The organism is Roseovarius halophilus (ex Wu et al. 2025) (assembly GCF_047086965.1).
The window spans coordinates 1-11114 of record NZ_JBKOTX010000179.1 but is presented as its reverse complement, the minus strand read 5'-3'; the positions used below and the strand labels follow the sequence as shown (position 1 = coordinate 11114).

General features: G+C 68.2%; 12 protein-coding genes. 7 read left to right on the top strand and 5 right to left on the bottom strand.

The genetic code is table 11. The features are described 5' to 3' along the window. The 3 genes from ACH107_RS25365 to ACH107_RS25355 all read left to right on the top strand — a co-directional run. Positions 1–693 (top strand): ferritin-like domain-containing protein (locus ACH107_RS25365; protein WP_412508365.1); only part of this gene is annotated, 693 nt, incomplete at its 5' end. Positions 694–911: 218 nt separating this feature from the next. Continuing rightward, entirely contained in the window at positions 912–2231 is a 1320-nt protein-coding gene (locus ACH107_RS25360) for a DUF5930 domain-containing protein (protein WP_412508364.1), read from the top strand. Beyond that, on the top strand, positions 2221–2802 hold the full coding sequence (locus tag ACH107_RS25355; protein ID WP_412508363.1) for a bactofilin family protein: 582 nt from the start codon (positions 2221–2223) through the stop codon (positions 2800–2802). Before ACH107_RS25360 ends, ACH107_RS25355 begins: the two co-directional genes overlap by 11 nt. A gap of 139 nt (positions 2803–2941) precedes the next feature. Here the strand turns inward: ACH107_RS25355 and ACH107_RS25350 are convergent, their stop codons facing one another. Continuing rightward, on the bottom strand, positions 2942–3526 hold the full coding sequence (locus ACH107_RS25350; protein WP_412508367.1) for an HNH endonuclease: 585 nt from the start codon (positions 3524–3526) through the stop codon (positions 2942–2944). Positions 3527–3737: 211 nt separating this feature from the next. Between ACH107_RS25350 and ACH107_RS25345 the strand changes: the two genes are divergently transcribed. Next, entirely contained in the window at positions 3738–3953 is a 216-nt protein-coding gene (locus ACH107_RS25345) for a hypothetical protein (protein ID WP_412508362.1), read from the top strand. A gap of 348 nt (positions 3954–4301) precedes the next feature. Here ACH107_RS25345 and ACH107_RS25340 read toward each other — a convergent pair whose 3' ends face one another. Genes ACH107_RS25340 through ACH107_RS25325 form a run of 4 tightly spaced genes read right to left on the bottom strand, consistent with a single transcriptional unit; the run spans position 4302 to position 7361 of the window. Beyond that, on the bottom strand, positions 4302–4967 hold the full coding sequence (locus tag ACH107_RS25340) for an alpha/beta hydrolase (RefSeq protein ID WP_412508360.1): 666 nt from the start codon (positions 4965–4967) through the stop codon (positions 4302–4304). Then, the gene (locus tag ACH107_RS25335; RefSeq protein WP_412508359.1) at positions 4964–5593 is read right to left on the bottom strand and encodes a DNA-3-methyladenine glycosylase family protein; all 630 of its coding nucleotides are present in this window, start codon (positions 5591–5593) and stop codon (positions 4964–4966) included. The genes ACH107_RS25340 and ACH107_RS25335 overlap by 4 nt, the downstream gene beginning before the upstream one ends. Beyond that, on the bottom strand, positions 5590–6318 hold the full coding sequence (locus tag ACH107_RS25330) for a cobalt-precorrin-6A reductase (protein WP_412508357.1): 729 nt from the start codon (positions 6316–6318) through the stop codon (positions 5590–5592). The genes ACH107_RS25335 and ACH107_RS25330 overlap by 4 nt, the downstream gene beginning before the upstream one ends. Beyond that, complete coding sequence (locus ACH107_RS25325; RefSeq protein WP_412508356.1) at positions 6315–7361, bottom strand: cobalt-precorrin-5B (C(1))-methyltransferase; 1047 nt, start codon at positions 7359–7361, stop codon at positions 6315–6317. The genes ACH107_RS25330 and ACH107_RS25325 overlap by 4 nt, the downstream gene beginning before the upstream one ends. Positions 7362–7496: 135 nt before the next feature. Here ACH107_RS25325 and cobA point away from each other — a divergent pair, with 135 nt between their 5' ends. The 3 genes from cobA to ACH107_RS25310 all read left to right on the top strand — a co-directional run bounded on the left by cobA (position 7497) and on the right by ACH107_RS25310 (position 10960). Next, positions 7497–8348 carry a uroporphyrinogen-III C-methyltransferase gene (gene cobA / locus ACH107_RS25320; protein WP_412508354.1) on the top strand — a complete coding sequence of 284 codons (852 nt, stop codon included), beginning with the start codon at positions 7497–7499 and terminating at the stop codon, positions 8346–8348. 82 nt (positions 8349–8430) lie between these two features. Continuing rightward, a complete protein-coding gene (locus ACH107_RS25315) occupies positions 8431–9732 on the top strand; it encodes a cobyrinate a,c-diamide synthase (RefSeq protein WP_412508353.1) in 1302 nt (433 codons plus the stop codon). 10 nt (positions 9733–9742) lie between these two features. Continuing rightward, a complete protein-coding gene (locus ACH107_RS25310; protein ID WP_412508351.1) occupies positions 9743–10960 on the top strand; it encodes an MFS transporter in 1218 nt (405 codons plus the stop codon). Positions 10961–11114 lie beyond the last annotated feature (154 nt).

Below are 11114 nucleotides of genomic sequence, written 5' to 3'. Positions count from 1 at the left end.
AAACTTGTTACGGCAGTGGCGACCGCTCTTGTCGCATCCGCGGCCCGGCCCGGCAAACCGGAACTGCTGGACCCGCGCGACGTGCCCCGCCGCCGTCCGGGCAGCGAAAAGGGCCGGCTGGCGATGCTGCACGCGGTCGCGCATATCGAGCTGAACGCGGTGGATTTGCACTGGGACATTATTGCGCGCTTTGCCGACACGCCGATGCCGATCGGTTTCTACGACGACTGGGTCAAGGCCGCCGACGAGGAATCCAAGCATTTCAACCTGATCTGCGACTGCCTCGAAGCGCATGGCAGCCATTACGGCGCCATGCCGGCCCATGCCGGCATGTGGCGCGCGGCCGAGGATACGGCCGAGGACTTCATGGGACGGCTGGCGGTCGTGCCGATGGTGCTGGAGGCGCGCGGCCTCGACGTCTCGCCCGGCATGATCGAGATTTTCGACAAGGCCGGCGACACCCGCGCCGTCGAGGCGATGCAGGTGATCTACGGCGAAGAGGTGGGCCACGTCGCCTACGGTTCCAAGTGGTTCCATTTCCTCTGCGGGCGCCACGACACGGATCCCAAGGATGTTTTCCACGATCTGGTACGGACCTATTTTCACGGCGCCCTCAAACCGCCCTTCAACGACGAAAAACGCGCCGAGGCCGGGTTGCCACCCGATTTCTACTGGCCGCTGGCCGGCGCCTGAACGGGCACGGCCCTGCCCGGAAGGATAGGATGACCGGCCGCCGATCGGCAATTTATTGCCGGAGCGGCCGGTTTCCGCCGCAAGGCGCGGGAAAATCCTGCAAATTTCTTGCCCCGGTACCACCCGCTGGTTAATCACGAGGCAGGGCGCTGGTTACGTAATGTGACCAATTGCAACGAATGCGCCGGCCGAGGGACAGGAACACAGGAAAGAAAATCGTGCGCAAACGACTTGTTATCAGAACTCATGCCCTGCTCGAGCGATATTTCCCCGAGCGGCGGGTCTTTCTCAGGTCCGATACCGACACACGTTTCATCCGCTTGCGCCCGGCGTCGCAGTTGCTCGCGTTTTCCGGCGCGACGCTGATCGTGGCGTGGGCGATCATCGCGACGGCCATCCTGATCATGGACACGATCGGCGCCGGGAATTTTCGCGATCAGGCCAAACGCGATCAGCGCACCTACGAGGCACGGCTGAACGAGCTGTCGCGCGAACGCGACCACCGCGCCGAGGAAGCGGTCGCGGCACAGGAAAGGTTCAGTTCCGCGCTTGCCCGGATCTCGGCAATGCAGTCCGAGCTTCTGGCCTCCGAGACTCGCCGCAAGGAACTGGAAACCGGGATCGAGGTCATCCAGAGCACGCTGCGGCGCACCATGACCGAGCGCGACGCGGCCAAGGCCGAGGCGCGTGACCTCGCGATGGCGCTTGAAAACGGCGCCCCGGCGTCCGGCCCGCAAGACACCCCTGCGGCGGATCAGGGCATGATGGATTTCATGACCGCGGCGCTGGAGGATACCGCACGCCAGCGCGACAAGATCGACAGGGACGCCCGCGACGCGCTTCTCGAAGCCGACCGGATGGCCGAGGAAATCGCGCTGATGAAGGATCAGAACGACCAGATTTTCCGCCAGCTCGAAGAGGCCATGAGCATCTCGGTCGCCCCGCTCCGCAAGATGTTCCGACAGGCGGGCATGGAGCCCGATCGCCTGCTCGACACGGTCAAGCGCGGCTATTCCGGGCAGGGCGGCCCTCTGATGCCGCTGTCATTCTCGACGCGCGGCGAGGACATCTCGCTCGATGCGCAACGCGCCAACCGCATCCTCGGGGAACTCGACGAGCTCAACCTCTACCGCATCGCCGCGCAGAAGGCGCCGTTCGCGAATCCGGTCAAACGCGCCTTCCGCTACACGTCCGGCTTCGGGATGCGTTGGGGGCGGATGCACAACGGCACGGATTTCGCCGCGCCCCACGGTACACCGATTCACGCGACGGCCGACGGCGTGGTGATCCATGCCGGCTGGCTGTCGGGCTATGGCCGGGTCGTGAAGATCAAGCACGAATTCGGGATCGAAACGCGCTATGCCCACAACTCCAAACTGTTCGTGAAAAAGGGGCAAAGAGTCTCGCGTGGACAAAAGATTGCTGCTATGGGCAATACTGGACGTTCAACGGGCACGCATTTACACTACGAAGTGCGCGTCGGCGGCAAACCCGTCAACCCCATGACCTACATCAAGGCTGCGAGAGATGTTTTCTAAAAGCAAGATCAACGAACCCGCCCCCAAGGCAGACGCCCCGGCAAAGCCTGCGCAACCCGAAGGCACGGCAGACACGGCCAAGCCCGAGGCCGCGGGCACGGGCGAGTTCAAGGCGGCCGCCCCCAAGGCCAAACCGCCGGCATCCGTGCTTTCGTCCGACCTGCACGTCACCGGGAACCTCAAGACGACGGGCGACATCCAGGTCGAGGGCACGGTCGAGGGCGATATCCGCGCCCACCTGCTGACCGTCGGCGAAGGCGCCACGATCAAGGGCGAAGTCATCGCCGATGATGTCGTGATAAACGGCCGCATCGTCGGCCGCGTGCGCGGCCTCAAGGTTCGGCTGACCTCGACGGCGCGGGTCGAGGGCGACATCATCCACAAGACGATCGCCATCGAATCCGGCGCGCACTTCGAGGGGTCCGTGCAACGGCAGGACGATCCGCTGAATGCCAAGCAGGGCGGCCAGAAACCGGCGGCGCAAGGCGGCGGTCAGCAACCGCAGCAGCAACAGCAGGCGGCAAAGCCGCAGGGGCAGCAGCCCAAACCGGCGGCCAAGGCCGACAACTGATCCCGGGCGGGCGGCGGTCAGCCGGCGCCCGACAACTGCCGAGCACATGGGTCGGGCCGATGGCCGGCCAGATCAACGTCATCGGGAACGGCAGAACGCGGGCATGTCGCGGCTCGTCGACTCACGCCCACGATGCGCGTCAGGCCTCCAGCTCGGCATCCCAGTACAGGAAATCCAGCCAGCTTTCGTGCAGGTAATTGGGCGGGAATTTCCGCCCCATGTTGCGCAGTTCCTCGGCCTCGGGGGGCCGCGGCGTCTTGCGCAGCGACATGCCAACCTGTCGCAGGCTGCGGGCGCCCTTCTTGAGGTTGCACTTGCCACAGGCGGCCACGACGTTTTCCCAACTGGTGATCCCGCCCCGCGCACGCGGCACCACGTGATCGAAGGTCAGATCCCCCTTCGCCCCGCAATACTGACAGCAGAATTCATCCCTCAGAAAAAGATTGAAGCGCGTGAATGCCACGCGCTTCTGCGGTTTGACGTAATCTTTCAGGACGATGACGCTGGGGATGCGTATCTCGGTACTCGGGCTTCGGACCGTGTGTTCATACTCGGCCACGATATCCACCCGGTCGAGCCACGCCGCCTTGACAGCCTCCTGCCATGTCCACAACGAAAGCGGGTAATAGGAAAGCGGCCTGTAATCCGCATTGAGTACCAGCGCCGGATACTGTCGCAGTGCCGCCGGCTCCCTCACGAAACCGGTTCTGAAATCGCCGTCCATCATTCCTTCGTCCTCGTGCGGATCATCTGGCCCGGCCGGCCGGACCAGAGCACCCCCTTGTTCCAACTGTCACTATATATCGTGTTTCGCCTCTGGCAAGCCCGGGATATAGCAGCAAATCTTGCGGCAGGCGTAGCCGGGTTTCGTGACGCTGTCATGACATCAAGCATGGCGCGCAGGCAGGGCAGGTCAACCGTTGTAACCTGACGGCATGACCGAATCGCGCGTCCTGCCCCGTGTGCCGACACCAGCGCGGGTGTTCGAACCCGCGCTTTGTGCCGATGATCTGGACGCCGCGGCGCTGTTCTGCGGCACCGTGATGCAGGTGCCCGAGATCATGCACATGGCAGGGCGGCATGTCTTCTCCCGCGTGGGCGCGGCGGTATTGCTGATCTTTGACCCGGCGGCGACAGCGCAGCCCCCGTGACCCCGCGCCATCCCGTCCCGCCGCACGGCGCGCACGGGCCCGGGCGCCTGTGAGGTGCCGCCACGTCGGCCGAGATCATCGCCTGGGCCGCGCGACTGAGGGTGGCAGACCACCCGGTCGAGGCCGATTTCCACGGGCCCAACGGCGCCCGGTCGATCTGTTTCCGCGATCCGGCCGGAAACTCGCTGGCATTCGCCGAACCGCACCCTTGGGGCTGACGCACACCGATGCGCCGGTCAAGCACCGTGGCGCGGTCCGGATGCCTCCGGCGGGGGTATTTCCGCCAAGAAGAAACGACGTGCTCTCGACCCACCCGGACCGCCGCCGACAAGGGGCCGCGCCGGCGGCTCAGAGCCCCAGCTTGTCGCGCATGAAAGCCAGCGCCACCGACAGGCCTTCGGGGTCGATCCCGTGCGCGGTGCCCTTCATCACGTGGGCATAGACATCCTGCCAGCCCGCGGCCTGCAACGCCTCGGCCGCCTCGGGCAGCGACTGCGGCGGCACCACGTCATCGGCATCGCCATGCAACAGCAATACCGGCGGGCGGCTCTGCGCTTCGTCCTGCAGAAGCTCGGGCGAGAGCAACCGGCCGGAAAAGCCCACGATGCCCGCCACCGCGTCCTCGCGCCGCGGCGCCACGTGCAGCGCCATCATCGTCCCCTGCGAAAACCCCAGCAGCACGACCTGCTCCGGCAGAAGGTCGTCGTCCACCATCAGCGCGTCGAGGAACGCATCCAGATCGGCGGCGGCGGCCATCAATCCGCGCTCGGCCTCCTCTTCCGAGGAGCCGTCGATCCACGGGATGGGAAACCACTGCAACCCCGAGGGCATCATCGGGATGGTCTCGGGCGCATCGGGCGCCACGAACAGCGTATCGGGCAGATGTTCGGCCAACGGCTCGGCCAGCCCCATGAGATCGGCCCCGTTCGCGCCGTAGCCGTGCAGGAACACCACGGCAGAGCGGGTCATCCCCGAGGCGGGCTCGCGCCGGCCGGCTTGCAATACACGCGTCATCTGATCCCCTCTCGTTGCTTCTCGATCCGGTAGTAGGCCCACAACAGCCGCGCCGCAACCGATCTCCACGGTCGCCACGCCTCGGCCATGTCACGCAGCACGCGCGGCCGGGGCCTGTCCGGCAGGTCATAAAGCAGCCGCGCGGATTCCTGCAGCGCAAGGTCGCCGGGGGCGAAAACATCGGCGCGGCCGAGGCTGAACATGGCATAGATCTCCGCGGTCCAGACGCCAACGCCGGGCACCTCGGTCAGCGTCGCGACGACCTGCGGGGTCGGCATGGCGCGCAGCGCCTCGAAGTCGATCCCGGCCCCGGCCAGCGCGCGGGCATAGCGGATTTTCTGACGGCTCAGGCCGACGGCGCGCAGCTCGTCGTCCCCGGCACGCAGGATCGCCCCCGGTTCCGCGAAACCGGCCATCTCGACCCTGTGCCAGATCGCCGCCGCGGCGGCAACGCTGACCTGCTGGCCCACGATCGCGTTGAGCAGTTCGCCGAACCCGTCGGGCCGGCGCCGCAACGGCAACGGCGCGGTCAGATCATGGGCCCGGGCCATGCGCGGACAGCAGGCGGCAAGATGCGCCGCGCCTTCCTCGACATCCGCGCAGGTTTCGATGATGCGTTCCGTCATGATCGCCTCGCCCAGTCCAGCGCCGCCTCCACCGTTGCCACGCGCGGCGAATCGGGTTGCGGCGGCCGCGCGATCATGCCCACCCTGATGCCCAGCTCCCGCGCCGCGGCCAGCTTGGCGCGTGGCGCCGCGCCGCCCGCGTTCTTCACGATCAGCCAGTCCACCCCCAGGCGCGCGAAAAGCGCCCGCTCATCGGCGACCGAGAAGGGCGGCCGCCCGATCAGGAATTCGCCGCCCGGGAATGGAAAGGGCGCGTCGGGCGGGTCGATGTGCCGGCATAACACCCGCCGCCCTTCCAGATTGGCAAAGCGCGGCAGGGTCTGACGGCCCGTGGCCAGGAACACGGTCGCCCCGCGCGGCACGTGGCGCGCCGCCGCCTCCTCGCGGGGCAGATCGGTCCAGCGGTCACCGGGGCCGGGCTGCCATGCCGGCCGCAGCAGCTGGCAGTACGGCAGCCCCAGTTCAGCACAGACCCGCGCTGTCCGCGCCGAGACACGATGCGCGAAGGGATGGGTCGCATCCAGCACCGACGCGATACCGACGCGATGCAGATAGGCGCGAAACCCCGCGTCGCCGCCGAACCCGCCGTGCCGCGTCGGCAGGCCCATGGACGCCGGCGCGCGTGTCGCCCCGGCAAGCGAGGCGACCGCCGGCACGCCCTCGACCGCGAGGGCGCGGGCGATCTGCCGTGCCTCCCCGGTACCGGACAGCAACAGTAGCGTCATGGCCCCGCCCGGGCCACGACGGCGCCCTGCCTGTCGATCACGACGGTATCCGCGCGCACCGTGTCCGGCAGCATCTCGCGAACCTGCTGAAGCGCGTTTTGAGCGACCCAGTCGGCAAATTGCTTTCCTTGGGATTCATGGACTTGCAGCGCCGTGTTCATGAATTTCACGTCCCCTGCCCCCAGGTCGCGGGCCAACCTGTCGAAATCGACCTGGCTGCGGCCGGAATGCAGGTCGCGCGCGCCTTGCGCCAGCTTGGTCATCTTGCCGAGGCCGCCCCCGATGGTCAGGCGCGGCAACGGGTTTTTGGCGAGGTACTTGAGCAGCCCACCCGCGAAATCACCCATGTCGAGCATGGCATGATCGGGCAGCCCGTAAAGTGACTGCACCGTTTTCTCGCTGGTCGCCCCGGTGCAGCCGGCCACGTGCGGCGCCTGCCGCGCACAGGCGACGTCGATCCCGCGATGGATCGAGGCGATCCACGCCGCGCAGGAAAAGGGTCGCACGATGCCCGTTGTCCCGAGGATGGACAGCCCGCCCTTGATCCCGAGACGCGGGTTCCATGTCTCTTGCGCCAGCGCGGCCCCGCCCGGGACGGAAAGCTCGATCTCGATATCGGCGGGCCGGCCCAGATCCCGCGCGAGGTCATGCACCACGCCCTTGAGCATCTCGCGCGGGACAGGGTTGATCGCGGGTTCACCCGGCGGGATCGGCAGGCCCGCCATCGTCACCGTGCCGACGCCCTCGCCCGCGCGGAACCGTATCCCGCCCTGCGAGGGGCTGACCCGCGCCCGGATCAACGCGCCATGCGTGACGTCCGGATCATCGCCTGCGTCCTTGACGACGCCCGCCTCGGCCCAGCCGTCGCCGGCGTCCCGGTGCGCTATCTCGAATTCCGGACGCTCGCCGCCGGGCAAGGTGATGGTGACGCGGGAGGGGCTTCCCCGCCCCCACAGCACCATCAGCGCCGCCCGCGCCGCGGCAGTGGCGCAGGCGCCCGTGGTCCAGCCACGGCGCAGGGGGGTGTCGGGTTTGCGGGCCATGTCCGACGCGGACTATAGGGCGCCGCGCGGCCAAGGCCAATCGACAATTCGGCCCGTGACGAATGTCGCGCCGGGAGCGTGAAGCGGTCGCTTGCAGCCCTTTTCCACGCGGACGAGTCGGGGCATACAGGGTACATGACCGACTCGCTTCTCCTTCCCGACGGAACGTGGCCTGAGCTCCAGCCGGGCTGGGTGTGGCTCTGCGGCGCCGGTCCCGGCGATCCCGGGCTGTTGACACTGCATGCGCTCAACGCGCTGCGGCAGGCCGACGTGGTGATCTACGACGCGCTCGTGCAGGAGGCGATCCTCGACTGGGCGCCGGGCGCCGAGACCATCTATGCCGGCAAGCGCGGCGGCAAGCCGTCGGCCAGCCAGCGCGACATCTCGCTTCGGCTCGTGGACCTCAGCCGCGCGGGCAAACGGGTTCTGCGGCTCAAGGGGGGCGATCCGTTCGTCTTCGGTCGAGGTGGCGAAGAGGCGCAGACGCTGGTGCAGCATGGTGTCCCGATCCGGATCATTCCCGGGATCAGCGCGGGAATCGGCGGGCTGGCCTATGCCGGGATCCCCGTGACCCACCGCGACGTGAACCAGGCGGTCACTTTCGTCACCGGTCACGACCAGTCCGGCGCGACGCCCTCGTCGCTTGACTGGCAGGCGATCGCCCGGGGCAGCCAGGTCATCGTGATCTACATGGGCATGAAACATGTCCGGCAGATCAGCAGCGCCCTGATGGAGGCCGGGCGTCCGCCCGAGGAACCGTGTGCCGTGGTCTGCTCGGCCACGACGGGCGCGCAGGAGGTTCTGGAGACGACGCTTGCGCGGATGCCCGCGGACATCGAGGCCAGCGGCATGGAACCGCCCGCGATCCTTTGCGTCGGGCGCGCCGTGCTGATGCGGCAGGTGCTGGACTGGCAGGCGATGCTGGCGGGGGCGGCGCCGCGCGATACCGATCCGCTAGGCCGGGGGCGCCCCGCCGAGGCGTCATGACGGCCCGACAGGTGACCTGCCGGGGGTTTCACCCCCGGACCCCCGAGGGTATTTCGACCGAGAAGAAACCCCGGAAGGAAGCATGGCGAGCGGCCTGATCATCGCGGCGCCGTCATCGGGCGCGGGCAAGACGACCGTGACGCTCGCGCTTCTGCGGCTGCTGGCGCGTGATGGCGTGGCGGTTCGCGGGGCGAAGTCCGGGCCCGACTACATCGATCCGCGCTTTCACGAGGCGGCCTGCGGCGCGACCTGCGTGAACCTGGATGCCTGGGCCATGACGCCGCCGCGCGTGGCGGCGCTGGCCGATGGCGCGGGCCTGTTGATCATCGAAGGCGCGATGGGGCTTTTCGACGGCGCCCCGCCGGACGGGCGCGGTGCGGCGGCCGACCTCGCGCGCCAACTGGGGCTGCCGGTGATCCTTGTCGTGGATGCCGGGCGGATGGCCGGCTCCGTCGCCCCGCTCGTCGCCGGGTTCGCGGGCCATGATCCCGGGGTGCGGCTGGCCGGCGTGATCCTGAACAACGTGGGCTCGGAAAGGCACGAGGCGATGTTGCGCCGCGCGCTCGGCCAGACGGGTCTGCCCGTGCTGGCCGCGCTGCGCCGTTCCCGTGATCTTGGCCATCCGGCGCGCCACCTCGGGCTGGTCCAGGCGGGCGAACGCGGCGATCTCGACACCTTTCTCGACACGGCGGCGGATGCTTTGGCGGCGAGCCTCGACCGGCAGGCCGCACTGGCACTGGCCGCGCCCCTGCCCGCGGCTGCGCCCCATGCCGGGATGCCGCCGCCCGCCCGACGCATCGCCGTGGCGCGCGACACCGCCTTCGCCTTCACGTATCCGCACATGCTGCAGGACTGGCGCGCCGCCGGCGCGGAGCTTCGCTTTTTCTCGCCCCTGGCAGACGAGCCCGTACCGGAGGCGGATTTCGTCTTCCTGCCGGGCGGCTACCCCGAGCTTCACGCCGGCCGGATCGCGGCGGCGGATACCTTCATGGCCTCGCTGCGCCGCGCGGCGCGCGACACTGTCATCTACGGCGAGTGCGGCGGCTACATGGTGCTGGGCACCGGTCTGACGGATGCCGACGGGCAGTGGCACGCGATGGCCGGGCTGCTGGGTCTTGAAACCTCCTTTGCCGAGCGAAAGCTGCATCTGGGCTACCGTCGGCTTGTGCCATTGCGCGGTCCGTTCGATCGCCCGCTCGCCGGTCACGAGTTCCACTATGCCAGCACGCGCGCGACCGAGGGCCGGCCGTTATTCGACGCGACGGACGCCGAAGGCGGCGCCCTGCCGCCCATGGGGCTGAGCGAGGGGCACGTGCACGGCTCCTTCGCGCATGTGATCGATGCGGCGCCATCCGTGCTTGAAGGTCTGAACGAACCCGTTTAGCACGCGGGTCATGACCGATCGCACCATGCCCATCGACGACAGCCGCGCGCGCCGCAACGTCACGGTACTCGTGGCCGCGCAGGCGATCCTCGGGGCTCAGATGCCGATGATCTTCGTCGTGGCCGGGCTCGCCGGGCAATCGCTGGCGGGAAACCCGTGCTTCGCCACCCTGCCGATTTCGCTCATCGTGCTGGGTTCCATGCTGGCGGCCACGCCCGTCTCGGCCATCATGCAGCGCTACGGCCGGCGCGCGGGATTTTTCCTCGGCGCCGCCGCCGGCGCAACCGGCGGGGCCATCGCGGCCTGGGGGCTTCACCTGGCGTCTTTCCCGGTCTTCCTGCTGGGCAGCCTCGTCACCGGTATCTACATGTCCGCGCACAACTTTTATCGCTTCGCCGCCGCGGATACCGCCAGCGACACGTTCCGGCCCAAGGCGATTTCCTACGTGATGGCCGGGGGGCTTCTCGCGGCGATACTGGGGCCGCAACTTGTCAAGGCCACAAGCCAGGCATTGATCATCCCGTTCCTTGGCACCTATCTCGGGGTGATTGTTCTCAACGTGGCAGGCGCGTTCCTGTTTCTCTTTCTCGACATCCCGAAACCGCCGGTCCCCTCGGAGGACGCGCCGAAGGGGCGCACGCGGTGGGAGCTGATCACGACCCCGCGGATCGCGGTGGCCGTGATCTGCGCGATGGTATCCTACGCGCTGATGAACCTCGTGATGACCTCGACGCCGCTCGCGGTGGTCGGCTGCGGGTTCGACGAAGGCAACGCCGCCGACATCGTCAGCGCCCACGTTCTGGCCATGTACATGCCGTCGTTCTTCACAGGCCACCTGATCGCGCGGTTCGGCGTCGAGAAGATCGTCGGGACCGGCCTGATCATCCTTGCCGCCGCGGGAGCGGTCGCGCTTCAGGGCGTCGCGCTGGAAAACTTCTTCGTCGCGCTTGTCCTGCTGGGGGTCGGCTGGAATTTCGGTTTCATCGGCGCGACAACGATGCTGGCCGGCGCGCACGAGCCGCATGAACGCGGCAGGATGCAGGGCCTCAACGACCTGCTGGTCTTCGGCGGGGTCACGGCGGCATCCCTCGCCTCGGGCGGGCTCATGAACTGTTCGGGCGGCACGGCCCAGGCGGGTTGGGCCTCGGTCAACCTCGCGATGATCCCGTTCCTGACGCTTGCGGGCGGCGCGCTCATCTGGCTGGCGCTGCGCCCGCGCGAGGCATGATCACCACCGCCCCGTCAGCGCGCTCCCGATCAGCATGAGCCGGTCCCGCGCCGGGGATATCTCCAGTTCCCCCGCGCCCACGCGGCCCGGGGACCGCGCGGCACGCCGCAGCACCGCCGCTGCCTGCGGCATCTCCAGCAGGGCGGGGCGCAGC